General features: G+C 31.5%; 23 protein-coding genes. 17 read left to right on the top strand and 6 right to left on the bottom strand.

Annotated elements, in window-relative coordinates:
- Positions 1-19: 19 nt before the first annotated feature.
- The 3 genes from RG22_RS08145 (at position 20) to RG22_RS08135 (ending at position 3,894) form a co-directional block, all read left to right on the top strand.
- Positions 20-1,420 (top strand): UDP-glucose 6-dehydrogenase, encoded by a 1,401-nt coding sequence (locus tag RG22_RS08145; RefSeq protein ID WP_034042338.1) that lies wholly within the window; start codon positions 20-22, stop codon positions 1,418-1,420.
- 133 nt (positions 1,421-1,553) lie between these two features.
- Entirely contained in the window at positions 1,554-2,540 is a 987-nt protein-coding gene (locus RG22_RS08140; protein WP_034042336.1) for a UDP-glucuronic acid decarboxylase family protein, read from the top strand.
- 1 nt (position 2,541) lies between these two features.
- Positions 2,542-3,894, top strand: a complete 1,353-nt coding sequence (locus RG22_RS08135) for an undecaprenyl-phosphate glucose phosphotransferase (RefSeq protein WP_156113366.1) — start codon at positions 2,542-2,544, stop codon at positions 3,892-3,894.
- Here the strand turns inward: RG22_RS08135 and RG22_RS08130 are convergent.
- Genes RG22_RS08130 through RG22_RS08120 form a run of 3 tightly spaced genes read right to left on the bottom strand, consistent with a single transcriptional unit; the run spans position 3,891 to position 7,465 of the window.
- Positions 3,891-5,054 carry a glycosyltransferase family 4 protein gene (locus RG22_RS08130; protein ID WP_034042332.1) on the bottom strand — a complete coding sequence of 388 codons (1,164 nt, stop codon included), beginning with the start codon at positions 5,052-5,054 and terminating at the stop codon, positions 3,891-3,893. The two genes, RG22_RS08135 and RG22_RS08130, sit on opposite strands and share 4 nt — an antisense overlap.
- Positions 5,055-6,149 carry a non-hydrolyzing UDP-N-acetylglucosamine 2-epimerase gene (gene wecB, locus RG22_RS08125; RefSeq protein ID WP_034042330.1) on the bottom strand — a complete coding sequence of 365 codons (1,095 nt, stop codon included), beginning with the start codon at positions 6,147-6,149 and terminating at the stop codon, positions 5,055-5,057.
- Positions 6,146-7,465 (bottom strand): phenylacetate--CoA ligase family protein, encoded by a 1,320-nt coding sequence (locus RG22_RS08120; RefSeq protein WP_034042328.1) that lies wholly within the window; start codon positions 7,463-7,465, stop codon positions 6,146-6,148. Before RG22_RS08120 ends, wecB begins: the two co-directional genes overlap by 4 nt.
- A gap of 93 nt (positions 7,466-7,558) precedes the next feature.
- Between RG22_RS08120 and purD the strand changes: the two genes are divergently transcribed.
- Positions 7,559-8,830: a phosphoribosylamine--glycine ligase gene (purD, locus tag RG22_RS08115; RefSeq protein WP_034042326.1), complete on the top strand. Its 1,272-nt coding sequence runs from the start codon at positions 7,559-7,561 to the stop codon at positions 8,828-8,830.
- On the opposite strand, the gene RG22_RS08110 is transcribed toward purD, so the two are convergent.
- A complete protein-coding gene (locus RG22_RS08110; RefSeq protein ID WP_034042324.1) occupies positions 8,825-9,052 on the bottom strand; it encodes a DUF6341 family protein in 228 nt (75 codons plus the stop codon). The two genes, purD and RG22_RS08110, sit on opposite strands and share 6 nt — an antisense overlap.
- A 70-nt stretch (positions 9,053-9,122) precedes the next feature.
- Between RG22_RS08110 and RG22_RS08105 the strand changes: the two genes are divergently transcribed.
- Positions 9,123-10,046 (top strand): DUF6427 family protein, encoded by a 924-nt coding sequence (locus RG22_RS08105; protein ID WP_034042322.1) that lies wholly within the window; start codon positions 9,123-9,125, stop codon positions 10,044-10,046.
- Here the strand turns inward: RG22_RS08105 and upp are convergent.
- The gene (gene upp, locus RG22_RS08100) at positions 10,035-10,694 is read right to left on the bottom strand and encodes a uracil phosphoribosyltransferase (protein WP_034042321.1); all 660 of its coding nucleotides are present in this window, start codon (positions 10,692-10,694) and stop codon (positions 10,035-10,037) included. The two genes, RG22_RS08105 and upp, sit on opposite strands and share 12 nt — an antisense overlap.
- Before the next feature lie 74 nt (positions 10,695-10,768).
- Between upp and RG22_RS08095 the strand changes: the two genes are divergently transcribed.
- The 4 genes from RG22_RS08095 (at position 10,769) to RG22_RS08080 (ending at position 13,006) form a co-directional block, all read left to right on the top strand.
- Entirely contained in the window at positions 10,769-11,377 is a 609-nt protein-coding gene (locus RG22_RS08095; protein ID WP_034042320.1) for a DUF4254 domain-containing protein, read from the top strand.
- A 59-nt stretch (positions 11,378-11,436) separates the two neighbouring features.
- Complete coding sequence (locus RG22_RS08090) at positions 11,437-11,583, top strand: hypothetical protein (RefSeq protein WP_156113365.1); 147 nt, start codon at positions 11,437-11,439, stop codon at positions 11,581-11,583.
- A 117-nt stretch (positions 11,584-11,700) separates the two neighbouring features.
- On the top strand, positions 11,701-11,949 hold the full coding sequence (locus tag RG22_RS08085) for a hypothetical protein (protein WP_034042317.1): 249 nt from the start codon (positions 11,701-11,703) through the stop codon (positions 11,947-11,949).
- Positions 11,950-11,983: 34 nt separating this feature from the next.
- Positions 11,984-13,006, top strand: a complete 1,023-nt coding sequence (locus tag RG22_RS08080; RefSeq protein ID WP_034042315.1) for a glycosyltransferase family 9 protein — start codon at positions 11,984-11,986, stop codon at positions 13,004-13,006.
- Positions 13,007-13,038: 32 nt separating this feature from the next.
- Here RG22_RS08080 and RG22_RS08075 read toward each other — a convergent pair whose 3' ends face one another.
- Positions 13,039-14,094: a ferredoxin--NADP reductase gene (locus RG22_RS08075; RefSeq protein ID WP_034042313.1), complete on the bottom strand. Its 1,056-nt coding sequence runs from the start codon at positions 14,092-14,094 to the stop codon at positions 13,039-13,041.
- 121 nt (positions 14,095-14,215) lie between these two features.
- Between RG22_RS08075 and RG22_RS08070 the strand changes: the two genes are divergently transcribed.
- The 8 genes from RG22_RS08070 to atpE all read left to right on the top strand — a co-directional run bounded on the left by RG22_RS08070 (position 14,216) and on the right by atpE (position 21,553).
- Positions 14,216-15,688, top strand: a complete 1,473-nt coding sequence (locus RG22_RS08070) for a DUF5687 family protein (RefSeq protein ID WP_034042310.1) — start codon at positions 14,216-14,218, stop codon at positions 15,686-15,688.
- Positions 15,689-15,698: 10 nt separating this feature from the next.
- Positions 15,699-16,406: an ABC transporter ATP-binding protein gene (locus tag RG22_RS08065; protein ID WP_034045892.1), complete on the top strand. Its 708-nt coding sequence runs from the start codon at positions 15,699-15,701 to the stop codon at positions 16,404-16,406.
- Positions 16,407-16,511: 105 nt separating this feature from the next.
- The gene (porW, locus tag RG22_RS08060; RefSeq protein ID WP_034042307.1) at positions 16,512-19,070 is read left to right on the top strand and encodes a type IX secretion system periplasmic lipoprotein PorW/SprE; all 2,559 of its coding nucleotides are present in this window, start codon (positions 16,512-16,514) and stop codon (positions 19,068-19,070) included.
- Positions 19,071-19,083: 13 nt separating this feature from the next.
- The gene (locus RG22_RS08055; protein WP_034042304.1) at positions 19,084-19,512 is read left to right on the top strand and encodes a bactofilin family protein; all 429 of its coding nucleotides are present in this window, start codon (positions 19,084-19,086) and stop codon (positions 19,510-19,512) included.
- Complete coding sequence (locus tag RG22_RS17625) at positions 19,463-19,711, top strand: AtpZ/AtpI family protein (RefSeq protein WP_156113364.1); 249 nt, start codon at positions 19,463-19,465, stop codon at positions 19,709-19,711. Before RG22_RS08055 ends, RG22_RS17625 begins: the two co-directional genes overlap by 50 nt.
- Before the next feature lies 1 nt (position 19,712).
- Positions 19,713-20,111: a hypothetical protein gene (locus RG22_RS08050; RefSeq protein WP_034042301.1), complete on the top strand. Its 399-nt coding sequence runs from the start codon at positions 19,713-19,715 to the stop codon at positions 20,109-20,111.
- Positions 20,112-20,238: 127 nt separating this feature from the next.
- Complete coding sequence (gene atpB / locus RG22_RS08045; RefSeq protein ID WP_034042298.1) at positions 20,239-21,324, top strand: F0F1 ATP synthase subunit A; 1,086 nt, start codon at positions 20,239-20,241, stop codon at positions 21,322-21,324.
- A gap of 19 nt (positions 21,325-21,343) precedes the next feature.
- A complete protein-coding gene (atpE, locus tag RG22_RS08040; RefSeq protein WP_034042296.1) occupies positions 21,344-21,553 on the top strand; it encodes an ATP synthase F0 subunit C in 210 nt (69 codons plus the stop codon).
- Positions 21,554-21,622 lie beyond the last annotated feature (69 nt).

Here is a 21,622-nt window from a genome sequence, read left to right as displayed (position 1 = left end):
GTAACTTCACCATAAAAACATGAAGATAAAAACCATTTGCTGTATAGGAGCAGGCTACGTTGGAGGCCCAACTATGGCAGTAATAGCTAAACAATGCCCTTATATTGAAGTTACTGTTGTAGATATTAATGAATCTAGAATAGCCGCATGGAACTCCAAAAACCTTGACGAGCTACCTATATTCGAACCTGGTCTTGCAGATATTGTTAAAGAAACCAGAGGCAAAAACCTTTTTTTCTCAACAGATATTGATAAAGCCATAGATGAGGCAGAAATGATTTTTATATCGGTAAATACGCCTACAAAAACCTACGGAAAAGGAAAAGGTATGGCTGCCGATTTAAAATATATAGAATTATGTGCCAGACAAATAGCTAAAGTAGCAAAACAAGACAAAATAGTAGTCGAAAAATCTACTTTGCCAGTTAGAACTGCCTCAGCAATAAAGAGCATTTTGGACAATACGGGGAATGGGGTCAAATTTCAAATTTTATCAAACCCAGAATTTTTGGCAGAAGGAACAGCAGTACAAGACTTACTTAACCCAGACCGGGTATTAATTGGCGGAGACACTTCAACTAAAGAAGGAGAAATAGCTGTTCAAGCCTTGGTAGGTATTTATTCTAATTGGGTACCAAAAGATAAGATTCTAACAACTAATGTTTGGTCTTCAGAGCTTTCAAAACTTACTGCTAATGCATTTTTAGCGCAGCGTGTGTCATCAATAAATGCTATGTCCGAAATATGCGAAAAAACTGGAGCAGATATTAAAGAAGTTTCAAAAGCTATAGGGATGGATTCAAGAATTGGTTCTAAATTTTTAAATGCTTCTGTTGGTTTTGGTGGGTCTTGCTTTCAAAAAGATATATTAAATCTTGTTTATATTGCTAAAAGCTATGGTTTAAATAAAGTAGCAGATTATTGGGAGCAAGTGATTATTATGAATGACCATCAAAAAAATCGCTTTTCAGATAATATTGTTAGTACTTTGTATAACACCGTTTCTGGTAAAAAAATAACGTTTTTAGGTTGGGCATTTAAAAAGGATACTAATGATACTCGTGAGTCTCCTGCCATAAAAGTTGCTGATAACCTTTTAAGCGAACAAGCAAAAATAGCGGTTTTTGATCCTAAGGTTACAGAGGAAAGAATTTATGCTGATTTAGAATATTTAAACTCTCGTTCTCCTAAAGAAAACAAAGATTTATTAAAGGTTTGTTTAGATCCTTATGAAGCCTGCAAAGAATCTCATGCTATAGCTATTTTAACTGAGTGGGATGAGTTTAAGAATTACAATTGGAAACAAGTATATGATAATATGCAGAAGCCTGCATTTATATTTGATGGGAGGGGAATTTTAGATAAAAAAACTTTGGAAGAAATAGGTTTTACCTATTATAAAATAGGTAGCGGAAATTAATTTAAAAAACAAAAAAAGACATTAAACTGTACAATTTTGGAATTCAATTCTGAAATTGTACAGTTTTTTTAATTAAAAGGTAGAAAGGTTTGATTATTTTTGGAACAGAAATATCATAATTTATTAGAAAGGTTTGAAAAAAGTTTTAATTACAGGAGCAGCAGGTTTTTTGGGCTCACACTTATGTGATCGATTTATAAAAGAAAATTACCATGTTATTGGAATGGATAACTTTATTACAGGTGATAAAAAGAACCTTCAGCATTTAGAAAACAATCCAAATTTCGAGTTTATTGAGCATGATGTCACCGAGTTTGTAAGTATAGAAGGCGGTTTAGATTATATTCTACATTTCGCATCACCAGCAAGTCCTATTGATTATTTAAAAATCCCTATTCAAACCCTAAAAGTCGGCTCTTTAGGAACGCATAATTTATTGGGGCTAGCTAAAGCTAAAAAAGCACGAATACTTATAGCCTCAACATCTGAGGTCTATGGAGATCCTTTGGTACACCCACAAACGGAAGATTATTACGGCAACGTCAATACCATTGGACCACGGGGTGTTTATGATGAAGCAAAACGCTTTCAAGAATCTATCACCATGGCATATCATAGATTTCATGGTTTGGAAACGCGTATAGTTCGTATATTTAATACCTATGGACCAAGAATGCGACTTAATGATGGTAGAGTTATACCAGCATTTATGGGGCAAGCTTTAAGAGGCGAAGATTTAACTATTTTTGGAAATGGAATGCAAACCCGTTCGTTTTGTTATGTAAACGATCAGGTAGAAGGTATATATAATTTGCTGTTAAGTGATTATTCCTATCCAGTTAACATTGGTAATCCGCATGAAATAACTATTAAAGATTTTGCAGAAGAGATTATTAAATTAACAGGAACAGAACAAAGGGTAATTTATAAAGATTTACCAGTAGACGACCCATTACAAAGACAACCAGACATATCTCTAGCAAAAAAAGTATTAAATTGGGAGCCAAAAGTTGGAAGAGAAGAAGGTATGAAAAAAACTTTCGAATATTTTAAATCTCTATCAAAAGAAGAATTGTATAAAAGTGAACATAAAGATTTTAATAATCATATAAGAAGATAAGGTGAATTATAGACAGGGTAGATATTCAAATTTTATGAAGCCATTATTTGGGGCTATAGATTTAAGTATAATAATTGCTACTGTTTTTTTGTTTAGATTGAATGTAACAAATATTTATCTTTTTGTTTGTTATTTGTCTCTACTATGGATAATTATTTCATTAAAGAACTATTTTTACGAAGTTCAAAGGCATACAAAAATTATTCAAATAATACCACTTTTAATAAGGCAAATAGTTTTTTTCACAATAATACTGTATGCTTACATAGGGTTTTTCAAACAGCCAAATATAAGTAGATTGGGTTTAGCTAATTATCTAGCAACAGTTTTTGTGTTAATCTCCACAGTAAAGATTTTGAGCTTTGTTTTACTTAAAAGATACAGGTCGATTTTAAGAGGAAATATAAGAAATGTGGTTGTTATAGGTAAAAATGAAAAAACCCGACAATTAATAAAAACGTTTAATGATAGACTTGACTTTGGATATAAGTTCATGAAACAGTTTAATGCCAATAAAAACGATTTTTCTTTGCAAGAGTGTTTTAGCTATGTTATTGAAAATGATATTGACGAAATATATTTTTCGATAGCAGAATTATCTAACCAACAAATTAATCGTTTAATTGATTTTGCTGATAACAATTTAAGAGAACTAAAGTTTATCCCTGATAATAAAGATATTTTTACTAAAAAACTTAAATATGAGTACTATGATTATATTCCAATTTTATCCATTAGGTCCATTCCGCTTCAAGAATCTTTAAATAAATTTTTAAAACGCCTATTCGATATCTTATTTTCATCATGTATCATTGTTTTTATATTGTCTTGGTTAACTCCAATCTTGGCAATTTTGATAAAGCTTGAATCTAAAGGTCCAGTATTTTTCAAACAATCCAGAAATGGGTTTAATTATGAAGAGTTTGATTGTTACAAATTTAGGTCTATGACCCCAAACAAAGAGGCTAATTTACATCAAGCAAGAAAAGGAGATCAACGAATAACTAAAATAGGCAGATTTATTCGTAAAACAAGTATAGATGAGTTGCCTCAATTTTTTAATGTGTTGTTTGGTGATATGTCTGTTGTTGGCCCTCGACCACATATGGTTAGTCATACTAACATGTTTGCGCAAAAAATTGATAAATTCATGGTTCGTCATTTTGTTAAACCAGGAATCACAGGTTTAGCACAAATAAGTGGGTTTAGAGGAGAAATAGAAAAAGATAAAGACATTATTAACAGAGTAAAATATGATATTTTTTATATAGAAAACTGGTCATTACTTTTAGATATAAAAATTATTATTCAAACGTTTTTAAATGCTTTAAAAGGCGAAGAAAAAGCATACTAAATTTTCTCAATCAATACATTTAGTTGTGAATTAAAATCAAAATTATTAAGAGCGGTTTTTTTAATTTTTTGTTTTAATTCTAAATCTATATTAAAGGACTTAATCTTTGCAATTACTTTATTCAAATCATTATAATTACCAGCTTTTGCAATCCAACCCAACTGATTGTCTTTAATAATGGTTTCACCTTCTCCCCCACCAAAATAAATTATGGGCAAACCTAATCGTGCATATTCAAATATCTTTGAAGGTACAGAACCATAAATCCTGTTTAACAAAGGAATAATGGTCACATCGTATTGTAATAGAGCTTTGTGAAGTTTATTTCTAGACATTTCTCCATGGTAGAAAATAGGCGAGTTTGGGTTATTGTTAATAAAAGCTTTAATCTTTTCTTGTTCTGCGCCATTACCATAAATATGAAACTCAATATTTGTATAATCTAAATGTTGTATGAGCTTATAAATGCCTTGAGCAACACCCAGTAAACCAGCGTATACTAGTGTTAATTTTTCTTTAGGTTTGTTTTTATGATTAATTTCAAGAGAAAAAAAATTCGGGTAATTTCTATATAAAAATGTATCCTTTTCGGGAAAAACGGATTTTATATGTGTAATTATTTCTTCGCTTTGCCCTAAGATTAAATCGGAATTTTTATAATTAAACCGTTCAATTTTCTCAAGTATTTTATAACTAAAATTCTTTTTCAAAGCTCCTAATTTTAAGCCTGCAATAGGCCATAAATCGCTCACATTCAAAATGAGTTTACGCTTTTTAGAACGTAAAAAAAGTACACTAGTGAAAGCGACTAATAAAGGCGGTGATTGAACAATTACTGTTTTAGGAATTTTATTACATAGAAAAAAGCAAACCAAGTTAAAACTATACGAAAGCATAGCAAATAAACGTAATAATTTATTTTTTGAGTTGCTAGCATAAATCCATAATCTAAATATTTTAACACCTTTTTCTGTTGAAATATGTTTAAACTTACCTTTATATTCGTTGAATATTTTTCCTGTTGGATAATTAGGTAATGGCGTAATTACTGATGCCTTAAAATGATGTTTTTGTAGTCCTTCGGCTAAATGAAAAATTCTATTTGATGCTGCACCAGTTTCAGGAGGAAAGTAATTAGTTATTATTAGAATATCTTTCATTTATAGCCTATAAATTTCAACCAAATGATTAATGATTCGTTCGGCAGCTTTTCCATCCCAAAGCTCAGGAATTTTACTGCTTTTCCAATTTCCAGAGAGTAAATTTTTAAAAGCAGCTTCAATTTTTACAGGGTTGTTTCCAACTAAAATGTTGGTTCCTATTTCGCATGTTTCAGGACGTTCAGTAGAATTACGAAGCGTTATACAAGGCACATTCATAACTGTGGTTTCTTCTGTTATTCCGCCAGAATCTGTTAAAACACCAAAAGCGTTTTTAACTAAAAAATTAAACTCTAAATACCCTAAAGGTTCTATATAATGAAGATTTTCAAAATTCAAATCAAGACCTTGTAATAGCTTTTTGGTTCTGGGATGGACAGGAAAGACAATAGGGAAGTCTTTACCTAATATCACTATTTGTGCAATTAGACTTTTTAATTGATATTCTTCATCAACATTACTTGGTCTATGAAGTGTCATTACCAAATATTGTTTTTCCTTTAATTTTAAATTATTCCAAATATTAGGTTGTTTTAATCTGTTTTCATGCTTTCGTAATGTATCAATCATCACGTTTCCAACAAAAAAAATATTGCTTTCCAACACACCCAACTGCACCAGATTATTATTAGCGTAAGTAGAGGTTGTAAAAAAATAATCAGTTAAACTATCAGTTACAATTCTATTTATTTCTTCGGGCATATTCATATCTCCAGATCGAATGCCAGCCTCAACATGTGCTACTTTTATACCTGCTTTTTTGGCTACAATGGTACAGGCCATGGTTGAGGTTACATCGCCAACAACCATTACTAAATCGCATGGATTTTGTTCCAATTCTTTTTCAAAACCAATCATAATTGCTGCAGTTTGTTCTGCTTGTGAGCCACTTTTTACTTCTAAATTTAAATCTGGAAAAGGAATGTTTAATTCTTCGAAAAAAGTATCGCTTAAATTTTTATCGTAATGCTGACCTGTATGAACCAATCTATAATTAATATCGAAACCTTCAGACTTCTTTTTCTTTATAGCGTCAATTATCGGAGCTATTTTCATAAAGTTAGGACGCGCACCCGCGATAATAGTTATTTTCATTGTTTTTTTGGTATTAATGATGAAAACTGTTTTAGTTTACCACTTTTAGAGCGTTGTAAATAGTCTTGTTTTTCAAAAAGTATATGCAAACCTTTTTCAAGATATAGCTGCATTTCATTTTTAATTACAGCTTCTTTTTCTTTAGAAAGGAGCTTATCGCTCACATACATAATTTTAAACGTATCAAGCTTTTGCTGCTCTATTACAAACTCTTTTACATGACCATCGTCTGCAATAATGCTTTTGGTAATATAGTAAAAAGTAAGGCCTGCCGCTTTTTTTCCACTGGGTAAAATAGCCATATCATTGGTTCTGCCCACTAGTTTTTCAAGAATGGGCTTTTTAAGGGTACTTTCTTTTGATAGCACGCCAATATCGCCAATATCGTAACGAATAAATGGTTGCGACTTATTGTAAAGTGACGTGATAACTAACCGACCTTCTTCACCTAATGGCAACACGTTATTCTGCTCGTCTAAAACCTCTACAAAAAGGGTTTCGCTATTCGCTTGCCATTCGTTATTTGGATTTTCAAAAGCAATTAAATCCAATTCAGAAGCCCCATATTCATTAACAACGGGCACTCCAAATTGGGTTTCCATAAGTTGTTTGTCGTCATCAAAAAGCATTTCAGAAGTCACAATACAAATTCGCAAAGATTCGCAAACGCTTTTAAGTACCAGATTTTTACGTTGTAAATGTTTGGCAAACTGCACAATAGGGCTAGTGTAGCCATTTATATATTCAATGGGTTTTGTTTTAAATGTTGAGAGCCAGTTATCAAAAGCGGTGTCGCTTAAATCGAACACATCAAATCGAGTTCTGTTGCTCACAAAATCTTTTAGTTTTTCTGAGTAATATCCTTTTTTATCTAATGGAATACCATAAAATCGCGCTTGTTTCGAGGTGTTGAAATCAATATTATACCAACCAAATCTATCTTGAATAACAGCCCAAGTTAAGGCATGGCAGAACTTGTCTTTTGAAAAAATAAACGGTGTTCCCGAAGCACCTGAAGTTTTATCGATATAAACATTGCTTTTTGAAAAGCCATCAGATAAAAGCGATTGCAAAGGCTGTTGCAAATCCTGTTTGGTCATCACTGGAATACTATTCCAATCTAAAGGATTAGCATGTTTTGCAAACGTTTTGTAAAAAGGGTTATGATTTAAATGATATAAAACAATATCTTGTTTTCTAGTTTCTTGGTAAGATTTAAAGTTATCATCATTTTTATTTTGAATAAATTCCAAATGCGTTTTAGCTTCTTTTATTGGGAAGCCTTTTAGTTTTAATGAAAGATCAAATAATTTCAAAAGAAAAAGATAATTTTTGTAAAGTAAATAAAAAATATTCGTGTATTCGTAGCATTAGTTTTATTTTTGCGCATTATAAAAAACTACACCACAATGAATATTTTAGTATTGGGTTCTGGCGGAAGAGAACACACTTTTGCTTGGAAAATTGCTCAAAGTCCTTTATGTAAAGATCTTTATGTAGCTCCAGGGAACTCTGGAACAGCAGAAATTGCAACTAATGTAAATATTGGAGTAACCGATTTTGAAGCCATTAAAACTTTGGTTTTAAATGAAAATATCGATATGGTCGTTGTTGGGCCAGAAGACCCATTGGTAAAAGGTGTACATGATTTCTTTTTAAATGATGATGACTTAAAGCATGTTTCAGTTATTGGGCCACAACAAAAAGCGGCCGAATTAGAAGGTAGTAAAGAATTTGCAAAAGAGTTTTTATATAGGCATAATATTCCAACGGCGGCCTACGAGAGTTTTACAAAAGAATCTGTTGAAAAAGGCTATGCGTTTTTAGAAACATTAAATCCACCTTACGTTTTAAAAGCAGATGGTTTAGCAGCAGGAAAAGGTGTTGTTATTTTAAATAATTTGGATGAAGCTAAAGCGGAATTAAAAAGTATGTTGGTTGATGCTAAATTTGGCGAAGCGAGTACAAAAGTTGTTATTGAGGAGTTTTTAGATGGCATTGAATTAAGCTGCTTTGTATTAACCGATGGTAAAAACTATAAAATTTTACCAACTGCTAAAGATTATAAACGTATTGGAGAAGGCGATACAGGATTAAATACTGGTGGTATGGGGGCAGTTTCTCCAGTGCCATTTGCAACTGATGAGTTTCTTAATAAAATTGAAGAACGTATTGTAAAACCTACTATTAACGGCTTTAAAAAGGATAATTTACCGTATGTAGGATTTGTGTTTATAGGACTTATTAAAGTTGGAGACGACCCTAAAGTTATTGAGTATAATGTTAGAATGGGAGATCCGGAAACCGAAGTGGTTTTGCCACGTTTAAAAAACGATTTTGTTGAAATACTTCAAGCAATGTCTAATCAAACTTTAGATAAGATTGATATAGAAATTGATGAACGTGCTGCAACAACTATTATGTTAGTATCTGGGGGTTATCCTGAGGCTTACGAAAAAGGAAAAGAAATTTCTGGTGTTGAGCATATTGAACACTCTATCCCGTTTCATGCAGGCGCGCAAATACAGGATGATAAAATAGTAACCTCAGGCGGACGTGTAATGGCTATAACTTCTTACGGAAACACCTATAAAGAAGCCATAAAAAAATCTTACCAAAGTATAGAAAAACTACATTTTGATAAGATGAATTATCGTAAAGATATTGGTTTCGATTTATAGATAAGAGTGCGAAGAAATACTTTTATCTTCTTCGTTGTTATTATCAAAAATTCTAAGTTGTCCCATCCAATAAACCATAGCAACAAAACCTATGATTAAGAATAGCCAAGACACTGTGTTTGCTGCAAACCAGTTATCAAGTTCTAGTGCTCTTAAAGCATCGTAAGGCGCAAAAAGCACATCAACAAATAAATCTTGTATAGCGTAAAAGAAATCTTTCATGTGTATTATATTATTTTATAACCGAATATATAGTTAGTATATTTACGTTACAAAAATACAAAAAGAGTTAATGATTACAAGCATTTTTAATAAATCTAAACCAATAAATTTCACGATTGTTTTTTTTATTACGCTTTTGGCTTTTATTGTATTTCATGTAAAGCATGTTGAAGCACCTATAACCGTTTCGTTTTTTTTTAAAAACACACTTTTGTTTCTTGTTTGCTACGTGTCTGTTTTGGCGCTTAGCTTTATTGTTGAAAAGAATAGTTTAACGCAAAAAAATAATTTCGAAATTGTACTGTATAGCTTGTTTTTATTAGCACTTCCGCAAGCGGTAAGTAGCCCAGATATTATTTTTGCTAACTTTTTTGTGTTGCTTGGTTATAGGCGAATTATAAGTTTGCGCTCTCAAATAAATGTCAATAAAAAATTATTTGATGCTGCTTTTTGGTTTGGTATTGCAGCACTATTTTATTTTTGGGCTATATTGTTTTTTGTGCTTATTATTATCACATTGCTTTTATATACTGATAGTAGTATTAGACATTGGTTGATTCCGTTTACAGGATTATTAACCGTTTTTTTAATTTCAATTAGTATTTCTATAATTTGGCACGATAGGTTTTTTGGAATATTTAGTAGTTTACCAGAAGTAAGTTACAATTTTAGTGATTATAATTTGATGCAATATGTAGTAATAATAACGATGCTATTTTCTTTCGGAATGTGGGCCTCTATTTTCTATATAAAAAATATTAAACAAAAGAAGAAAGCTTTCAGACCATCATATTACGTGGTTTTATTTGCAGTATTCATAGGTTTTTTAATTATAGTATTTGCACCAAATAAAAATGGCAGCGAGTTTTTATTTTTGTTTGCGCCTTTAGCCATTATAATAGCTAATTACATTGAAATTATAGAAGAAAAATGGTTTAAAGAGTTGTTTCTTTCGGTTATAATTGTAGTTCCTTTTATAATGTTATTGTTGTAGCTTTTTACCAAAAGCCAAATCGCCTGCGTCACCAAGTCCAGGGATAATATAGCCTTTATCATTTAAAGTTTCATCTATAGCAGCAATCCATAAATGTGTGTTTTTATTGAATGTTTTATTAACATAATCAACACCTTCTTGAGCTCCAATAACACTAACTAAATGTACCTCTTTAGGTATACCAAAAGGTTTTAAAGCTTCAAAAGTAGCAACCATAGATTGACCAGTTGCCAGCATAGGATCGGCAAGAATTAAGGTTTTATTTTCTAAATCTGGACAGGCTAAATACTCTACAATAATTTCAAAACTTTCAGGGTTTTCCTTATGATGTCTATATGCCGAAATAAAAGCATTCTCAGCGGTATCAAAATAATTAAGTAAGCCGTTATGTAACGGGATACCAGCTCTTAAAATAGAACATAAAACAATATCATTCTCTAATAAACCCATAGAGCAACTCGCAAGAGGTGTTTTAATTTCCGAATTTTTAAAACTTAAAGATTTACTCATTTCATACCCTAAAACTTCTCCAATACGCTCAATATTTCGTCTAAAACGCATGCTGTCTTTTTGAATAGTAACGTCTCGTATTTCAGAAATAAACGTATTTAAAACAGAGTTTTGTTGAGATAAATTATGAATGTGCATCTTGGTTTTTTGTTATTTTGAAATAGTAAAGTTAATTATTTAGAAGTATATTTACGCTTTAAAATTAACACATTATGTTTACAAGTAAAGCCAATAAAATTTTTCAAGACGTTATAGAAAAATATCATGTAATTAACACGGTAGACCAACCTTTTATTAATGTTTATAACAAAGACACAAATTTGTTAGAACATTTATTATATAGAAAATGTTGGATTGATACGGTGCAATGGCATTACGAAGACATTATTCGCGACCCACAAATTGATCCTGTTGCAGCTTTAACTTTAAAACGACAAATTGATGCATCAAATCAAGATAGAACCGATATGGTAGAATATATTGATAGTTATTTTCTTGAAAAATATAAAAATGCTAACGTAAAAGATGATGCCACGATTAACACTGAAAGTCCAGCTTGGGGTGTTGATAGGTTATCTATTTTAGCATTGAAAGTATATCATATGAATGAAGAAGCGACAAGAACTGATGCTTCTGATTCGCATAGAGCAGCTTGCCAAACAAAGTTAAATGTTTTATTAGAACAACGTGTAGATTTATCTACAGCCATCGATACACTTTTAAGCGACATTGAAAACGGCGATAAATATATGAAGGTTTACAAGCAAATGAAGATGTACAATGATGATGAATTAAATCCTGTATTGCGTTCGCAGAAATAATAGTTTATTGAGAGCTTTTGGACGAGAATCATAAATTCACCCAATCTATAATTCACTCAATGAAAACCTTACTCGAAGGAGAGGTTAGACTTGTTGAAAAACAGAATAATTGGACAGTCGAAGTTTTTGTTAAATGGAATAAAAGAAGAATACAAATTATTCTCAAATCTAGAAAAAGCAATCTTAAAGATAAATTTGTTTCTTGAGCTTTAACTGAAGCGAAATTTCTTTCTTTTATTTCAAGATCAGATACTTTCAATTTCTCTGGTGGAAAAAGCAAATTTTCTGAATTAATTTTAGGGAGCGCAACTGCTCAATCCCTAATGGACAGTAGAAATGCTTGTATAAAACTAGAAGGGAAACACTTGATTTTTGAAGGTGGCATTCGTAAAAGTGATACGAGAAGCCTATCAAATATTTTTATATTGAACGAAATGCTGATGAAAGAAATGGATGAATTAAACAATAAAACTTTTAAATGTACATACATTTATTTTACCATAAACAAGGCTTCTTTCTTTTTACTATCTTTAGCTCAAGCAACAAACCATACAAGAACACAATATTCCTGAATCTGTTCCATAATTTTATCCCATATAAGTTGAGATGCCAAAACCATCAAAACATATCCTAGTTATTCGTCTCTCTGCTATGGGCGATGTCGCTATGACGGTTCCTATTTTGTGTGCTTTATCGCAACAACATCCCGATGTTAAAATAACCGTTTTAACAAAATCCTTTTTTAAACCTTTTTTTAGAAATTTACAGAATGTTACTGTTTTTCCAGTTGAGGTTAAAGAAAAACATAAAGGCGTTTTCGGACTTTACAAATTAGCGAGACAACTTAACAGAGACAATCATTTTTATGCTATTGCCGATTTACACAGTGTTTTAAGAAGCAAGATTTTAAAAAAGTTTATTCGGTGCAAGCGCTTTGTTTCCGTTGATAAAGGCAGAAAAGAAAAACGTCTTTTAACTTCTGGAAAAGCATTCAAACAACTTAAAACTACACATCAACGCTATGCCGATGTTTTTCAAACATTGGGTTTTCCTTTAGATTTAACCAAACCAACATTTCCTAAAAAAGCAGATTTAAATCAAAACCTCCAATTGATTTTAGGTGAAGATTCAAAAAAAAGAATTGGGATTGCTCCTTTTGCGGCTCACGAGGGAAAAATGTATCCTTTGGATTTAATGAAACAAGTTATTGAAATCTTTTCAAAAGATTATAAAGTGATTTTATTTGGAGGAGGAACTCATGAAATAGATTTATTAGATGGTTTTGAAAATGAATTTGAAAACGTCATTAATCTTGCAGGAAAGTTGACGTTAAATGAAGAAATGGATATCATTTCAAATTTAGATGTGATGCTTTCTATGGATTCGGGCAATGCTCATATTGCCACTATGTTAGGCATAAAGGTGGTTACTATTTGGGGCGTTACACATCCATTTGCTGGTTTTGCGCCATTTAATCAACCTGAAGATTATGCTTTGATTGCCAATAGAAATCAATACCCTAAAATACCAACCTCAATTTACGGGAATAAATACCCAGAAAACTATAAAGAAGCGTCAAGAAGTATTACTCCAGAAACTATAGTTAATAAAATTGTATCTATTATCTAACAGCGAAGCGATCTAAAGTTTAGCGTCTTTTTCTAAACATCATCATAATCAATAACAAGTGTTGGCGTTGTTGGATGTGCTTGACAAGTTAAAATTAAACCTTCAGCAACTTCACTTTCTGTTAAAATATTATTTTGCCTCATCGTCGCTTCACCTTCTGTAATACGGGCAATACAACTGCTACAAATACCGCCTTGACAAGAATATGGCGCATCTAAATCTTCATCTAAGGCTGCTTCAAGTACGGTTTGTTTAGCAGACATTTCGAAAGTTGTCGTTTCGTCATCAACAACAACGGTTATTTTGGTTTTTCCGCTAGCGGTAACACCTTCTTCAATTTCAGCAGGTTTTGCCGCTTTAAAAAGTTCAAAATGAATACGGTTTTCATCAATATCGTGTTCGGTTAAAACATCTTTAACCGTATGAATCATGGCTTCTGGCCCACATAAATAATAAGCATCAACATCAATATGTTTGTGCTTATTTTTCATGACGTAGTTAACCGTGCTTTTTTCAATACGACCAAAAATAGCATCGTCTTCATCAGCTTGACTAAATACAAATTGAATAGAAAAACGATCTTTATATTGATGTTGAAGCTCTAAAAGTTCGTTTAAAAACATAGTGTCTTCAGTCTTTTTATTACCAAAAACCAAAATAACTTTACTTAAAATTTCTTCTTCTAAAGCACATTTAATAATACTTAAAATAGGTGTTATACCACTTCCTGCTGCAAATGCAGCTATGTTTTTAGTTTTAGAATCGTTAGGCTCGAAAACAAAACGCCCTTTTGGTGGAGCAACGTCTAAAGCATCCCCAGCTTTTAATGTGGTATTGGCATAAGCTGAAAATGTACCATCTTTAACTTCTTTTACGGCAACCTTTATCTCACCACTTTTTGGTGAAGAACAAAGTGAGTAATCGCGGCGCACTTCATGTCCATCAATTTCAGTTTTTAATGTGATGTACTGTCCAGCTTTAAAAGAAAATGTGTCTTTTAAATTTTCAGGAATATTAAAACTAATGCTGATCGCTTTACTAGTTTCTCTTTTTATTTCTTTTATAGTGAGTTTATGAAATGATGACATATATAAATTTTTGACAAAAATAGTGAAGATGATTTTTAAATTTTAACTTTATTTGTAACAATTGAGATAAAAGGTTTACTAATACATTAAACTAAACTTAAAAATATAACTAACCAAAACTATGATTAAGCATTTTGTAAATTTAGAATGGAAGTCTTTTTTTAGGTCTGCTTCATTCAAAATGAATCTCTTTTTTAAGATCTTATTAGGCTTTAGTGCATTATGGATGATAGTCTCTTTTTTTGGTTTAGGAGTTGGAGCATATTACTTTATTGAAAATGAATTAAACCTCGATCCATTAGAAACGATTAACAAATTTTTGGTATTCTATGTGGTTTTTGATTTAGTATTTCGTTATTTCCTACAAGCAATGCCGTTAGTGAACATTAGACCATTACTGTATTTGCCTATTAAAAAGAGTAAAGTAGTAAGTTTTGCTTTAAACAAAACTATTATATCTTTCTTTAACCTTGTACATGCTTTCTTTTTTATTCCTTTTTCTGTTGTGCTTGTCATAGAGGGTTATCCTTTTATTAATGTTTTAGGTTGGCATATAGCTGTTTTTGCACTAGTATACTGCAACAATTTTATTAATGTTTTTGTAAACAGCAAAGACGTTGTTTTTTATAGTGTTATTTCGTTTTTAGTGGTACTTGGCGGATTGATGTATTATAATGTTTTTGATGTAACAACATTTACTTCTCCAATATTTGAATCATTTTATAACGCACCATATTTAGCATTAATTCCATTATTATTAATGGTAGTGTTGTATAAAATGGCATTCAATTATTTTAAGAAGAATTTTTACCTTGATGCAGGTTTAGCAAAAAAGATAAACATTGTGCAGGCAGAAGATTTTGCTTGGTTAAATCGTTTTGGTAGTGTTTCAAAATTTTTAAAAAATGACATTAGATTATTAAAAAGGAATAAGCGGTCAAAAACAACCTTGTTGATGAGTTTTTTATTTATTTTTTATGGGCTTTTGTTTTTCACAAACTCTATTGAAGCCTATAAAGGACCTTTTTGGAGAATTTTTGCAGGTATTTTTGTGTCTGGTGGATTCCTATTCAGTTTTGGGCAATTTGTACCAAGCTGGGACAGTGCTTATTACCCATTAATGATGAGTCAAAACATTAGATATAAAGAGTATATCTCATCTAAATGGTATTTAATGGTTATTGCAACTATAGTAACAACAGTTTTAGCTTCCTTTTATTTGTATTTTGGCTGGCAAGCCTATGTTGCTGTTGTAGTTGGAGCAATTTATAATATTGGAGTAAATTCACATATGGTACTCTGGGGAGGCGCTTATATAAAAACACCTATAGATTTAACATCTAATAAAAAGGCCTTTGGTGACAAGAAATCATTTAATGCCAAAACACTATTACTCACTATTCCTAAATTGGTTTTACCAATGGTAATTTATGCTATTGGGCATTTTATACTTGGTGAAGTTTTTGGTTTTACATTAGTAGCGATATGTGGAATTGCCGGGCTTTTATTTAAAAATAAAGTTTTTGATATTATAGAGAAGGTATATAAATCTGAAAAATACAAAACTTTAGATGCTTACAAACAAAATAATTAATACAACTATAATGATTACAACATCAAATCTTTCAAAAAAATACAACAACAACCTTGTTTTAAATATTGAAAATCTTGATATTCCTAAAGGGCAAAGCTTTGGTTTAGTTGGTAATAACGGAGCTGGAAAAACCACGTACTTTAGCTTGTTATTAGATTTAATTCAGCCTACAACGGGGCATATTAAAAATAATAACGTTTTGGTTCATGAGAGTGAAGATTGGAAACCGTTTACATCGGCTTTTATTGATGAAAGCTTTTTAATAGGCTATTTAACAGCCGAAGAATACTTTTATTTTATTGGCGAGTTACGCGGACAAAATAAAGCCGATGTTGATACATTAGTAAATCAATTTTCAGATTTTTTCCACGGAGAAATTCTGGGGCAAAAAAAGTATTTACGCGATTTGAGCAAAGGAAATCAGAAAAAAGCAGGAATCGTTGCTGCGCTTATTGGTAACCCCGAAGTTATTATTTTAGATGAGCCTTTTGCAAACTTGGACCCCACAACACAAATTCGATTAAAAGGCATTATTAAAGATTTAGCCGAAAAGCAAGGGGTTACGGTATTAATTTCCAGTCACGATTTAATGCATGTAACCGATGTTTGCGAACGTATTGTAGTGCTTGAAAAAGGCGAAATAGTTAAAGATTTAAATACAAGTGATGCCACTTTAAAAGAACTTGAAGCACATTTTTCGGGAACGGAGGCAGTTTAAAAGCCAATTGATTTTTATAGCTAAATCCAAAAAGATGCTTATTTTTACGATATCGAATAATAATAACTGTACTTTTCAGTTATTTATTAGACTAAAAAACTAGCATTGAAAGGATTTATAAAACCCATATTATTCATAATATTTTCTGTTATCTTAGTAACAAGTTGCTCCAGAAAAAAAGACACCTTCCTTACTAGAAATTACCACGCAGTTACAACCGAGTTTAATGCGCTTTATAATGGCTACTTAGCTTTAGAACAAGGAAGAAGTACTTTAAACGAAAGTTATGCCGATAATTATTGGGACATTCTTCCTATCGAGCGTATGCAAATCCAAGAAGAGGTTGTGCTACCTGGGCAATCTAAAAATGAAAGCTTTAATAGAGCCGAAGAAAAAGCGATAAAAGCCATTCAGAAACACAGTATAAATATTGAAGGCAAAGAGAAAAATCCGCAAATAGACGAGGCGTATTTATTGTTGGGAAAGGCGCGTTATTTCGATCAGCGTTTTGTACCGGCATTGGCGGCGTTTAATAATATTCTTAATAAATATCCTACCAGTGATAAAATAAATCAAGTTAAAATTTGGCGTGAAAAAGCTAATATTCGTTTAGATAATAACGAAATTGCTATAAAAAAATTAAAACGCTTATTGGAAGAAGAAGAGCTGGATGATCAAGATTTAGCCGATGCTACTTCTATATTAGCACAAGCGTATTTAAACACCAAATCTGTAGATAGTGCTATTACTCAATTAGAAATTGCGGCAAATGCAACTAAAAGTAACGACGAACGAGGACGTTATCGTTTTATTCAAGGACAACTCTATAACACATTAGGTTATAAAGACAGTGCTAATATAGCATTTGATAAGGTTATTGAGCTCAATAGAAAAACGCCTCGAATTTACATGATTAGTGCTAATATTGAGAAAATTAAAAATTTCGATTATGAAACTGAAGATAAAATAGTGCTTTTAGAACATCTTAATGAACTTGAAGAAAATAGAGAAAACAGACCGTATTTAGATAAGATTTACCATCAAATTGGCGAGTACCATTTAAACAATCAATCAGATTCTTTAGCAGTGGCTTATTATAATAAATCGTTGCGTACCAATTCGCAAGATAAATTGTTAAGAGCTAAAAATTATCAAACCCTTGGCGATATGAGTTTTGATACCTCTAGATATGAAATCGCTGGTAATTATTACGATAGCACGATGACAAATTTGCTATTAAACTCTAAACCATATCGTATCATTAAAAGGAAACGAGACAATTTAGAAGATGTTATCTATTATGAAAACGTTGCTCGAGTAAACGATAGTGTTTTACAATTAGTAAACTTTTCTGAAACAGAACGATTAGAATATTTTAAGTCGTTTGTTGAAACTTTAAAAGTTAAAGCCGAAGAAGAAAAGGAAAAAGCCGAAGCTGCAGAACGCAACACAGGCTTAGCAACGGTTAATAATAAAATTGGAGGACAAGCACAAAATAATACTACACCAAATCAAGCTACTTTATTTTATTTTTATAACCCCACTACAGTGGCGTATGGAAAAAATGAGTTTATTAAAATTTGGGGCAACAGAACGTTAGAAGATAATTGGAGATGGTCTAACAAAACAATTTCAGGTACAGGAAATACTGTATCAGACATTAGTATAGTAGCTTCCGCATCGGATGAAGAACGGTTCGATCCGCAGTATTACATTTCTAAAATTCCTTCCGAAGGGAAAGTAATTGATAGTATTTTAAAAGATCGCAATTTTGCATATTATCAACTAGGACTCATTTACAAAGAGAAGTTTAAAGAATACCATTTAGCAAAAAGCAAATTTCAAAACTTACTAAACAGTAATCCAGAAGAACGATTGATAGTGCCATCAAGGTATAATTTATATAAGATTTATGAATTACTAGGGGAAGGTGATGAAGCTTCCATTGCTAAAAATGAGATTATTACAAACTATCCAGAATCGCGCTACGCAACCATTTTAAACAATCCAGATTTAGTTAGTTTAAAAGATGAGAATAGCCCTGAAAATGTATATGAAAACGTATACGCTCAGCATAAAAATCAAGAATACGAAGAAGTAATATCTAAATGCGAAACTTATATAAATGCGTTTGATGGGGATCCCATAGTTTCAAAATTTGAACTTTTAAAAGCCACGGCAATAGGTAGATTATTTGGTTACGATGCTTATAAAAAAGCCATTAATTATGTAGCTATTACATTTGCTAACACACCAGAAGGTCTGCAAGCGCAGAAGATAGAGTCTGAGGTTTTACCAAAAATAGCAAGTACTGATTTTGTTGAAGAAACCGACGATGTTTCAACCAACTTTAAAGTGGTTTATAAATTTGAAAACTCAGATTCTGATAAGATAGAAGCTTTTAAAAACACGTTAGATACTGTTTTAAAAAATGTAAAGTATTATACTTTAAAAACATCAGTTGATGTTTATAACCCAAACACTACATTCGTTATTATTCATGGTTTAAAAAATGCTCAGGTTGCTAAAACATTCGACCAGTTATTAACCAAAGAAGATAATCGAAAAATAACCGAACCTTATTTTGCAATATCATCTGCAAATTATCAAATCGTCCAGATTCATAAAAATTTGGACACGTATTTAAACATCAGTAATAATTAAAATTAATAACATTATGTTCTCTGATAATAAAAAAGATAAAAACATGGTAGAAGGAACATCGAGTCAAAATATTATATCTCAAGGCACTAAAATTGTAGGTGACTTTAATAGCGAAGGCGATTTTAGGGTTGATGGGATTATAGAAGGCAATATAAAAACTACTGGAAAAGTAGTTGTAGGTAAAGCAGGTTTTATAAAAGGAACCTTGCAAGGAACCGATGCTTATTTTGAAGGTAAGTTTTCAGGAAAGCTATCGCTATCTGGCACACTTACATTAAAAACAGCAGCGCATATTGAAGGTGAAGTAATTGTTGGAAAACTAGCGGTTGAACCTGGGGCAACATTTAATGTGACCTGTATTATGAAAGGTACTGTAAAAGAAATGAATAAAAGTGGACAACAACAACCAAAAACACAGTCAGAAACCGAAAAGACAGCTTAATACTTACGCTAGATTTTCAGGACTTGCCATTCAAATGTTTGCTATTATCGGTGTCGGCACTTTTATAGGGTATAAGTTAGATGAAAACTACCCAAATAAGCATAGCTTATTTACACTTTTTGGTGCATTGTCTTCAGTAATTATATCAATAATATATATAATTAGACGTATTATTGCAACTTCAAAAGAAGAACAATAAAATGAATAACCTTTTTAAAAAGAGAACGTCTAATTTTCTTATTCAGCTCATTGCTTTAAGTGTTTTATTATTTGGAATTCACACTTACTTAAACTTTCATTTTACTAAAGGCGTTATATTATTTTTTCCATTGTGGCACATCTATATGTTTCATTTAGTTACAGTTATTATAATCTATACTATAATTAATTACCGAGAGTCTGTTGGTAAAACAGAAGTATTTAATGCTTTCATACTGGGAATGCTTTTAAAAATGATATTAACAGTTGTATTCTTGTTGCCATGGATTTTATCCAAACCAGAACAAAAAGGATATGACCTTGCCAATTTCTTTATTCCTTATTTTATTTTTCTTGCATTTGAAGTGTATTCTGTAACTAGAATTCTTCAAAAAAAGTAACGAGTCCATAAACTTAACTCACTTAAAAAACCACAGCTAAATAATCATTAAATTATTATTTGTCAATTCATTTTATGTGTGTACATTTGCACCGAATTTAAAGTAAGGTATTTTTAAGCGATACAGAATGACATTAAACACCTTTAAGAACGTATTATTTTCTGCATTATTTTTAGCAATATCATTTGCTGGATATGCAATAGAAGATTCAGACAACAAAGACGACAAAGAGTTCAATGCCAAAGAAATGATTTTGCATCACGTAAAAGATGCACATGAGTTTCATATTTTTGACTGGAAAGGAAAGCCAATATCTATTCCTTTACCAATTATACTTTGGACAGATAATGGTTTAACGACGTTTATGTCTAGTGCGTTTCATCATGATGATTCGGGTAAAACTATTGTTGAAAAGAACGGTGGTAAATTCGTTAAATTTCACGAAAAAATATATCAATTAGAGGCGGGAGCTAACGCTGTTAGTTTTGATGCAGAACATCATCCAACCAATGCCTCTAAACCATTAAATATCTCAATCACACGAAATGTGTTTATGATGTGGGTTTCGGTAATCGTTTTGTTGCTAATCTTTTTTGCAACTGCTAGACGTTATAAAAAATCTGATGATAATGTACCAACAGGAATTGCAGGTTTTATTGAGCCACTTGTAGTATTTGTTAGAGATGAAATAGGAAAACCAATGATTGGTGAGCGTAAATATAAAAGGTACATGCCTTACTTGCTAACCATCTTTTTCTTTATCTGGATAAATAATATATTTGGTTTAATCCCCATTTTAAATGGCGCTAACTTAAGTGGTAATATTGCATTTACATGTACACTAGCGGTATTTACTTTTATAATCACAACATTTAGTGGTAACAAGAATTACTGGAAACATATCTTTTGGATGCCTGGTGTTCCTGTACCAATGAAAATATTTTTAATGCCAATAGAAATTATCGGGATGTTTGTAAAACCAATCTCGTTAATGATTCGTTTGTTTGCTAACATCACAGCAGGACACGTTATTATATTAGCATTAATGTCATTAATATTTGTATTTAAGTCTGTTGCAATTGCACCAGTATCTGTAGCATTCTCATTGTTTATTACAGTTATAGAAATTATTGTTACAGCAATACAAGCATATATATTTACAATATTGTCAGCCCTTTATTTTGGTATGGCAACAGAAGAAGAACATCATTAATTAATTTAAATTTTATATTATGACTATTACTGGAATTGCAGCTATTGGAGCTGGTTTAGCAGCTATTGGAGCTGGAGTTGGTATTGGTAAAATTGGTGGATCGGCTATGGAAGCTATGGCTCGTCAACCAGAGATGCACGGAAAGATTCAATCTTCTGCATTAATTTTAGCAGCCTTCGTAGAGGCAGTAGCACTATTTGGTGTTGTTGTTGCTTTCTTACAAGGATAAAAACCTAAGAATACTGAAGTAACGGTTGGTTGCTTCAGTATTTTTTAAAATTTAAGTTATTTAAAACAA

Source organism: Wocania ichthyoenteri Th78 (genome assembly GCF_000789235.1).
Classification (GTDB): Bacteria; Bacteroidota; Bacteroidia; order Flavobacteriales; family Flavobacteriaceae; genus Wocania_A; species Wocania_A ichthyoenteri.
This window is presented reverse-complemented; position numbering and strand designations above follow the sequence as displayed.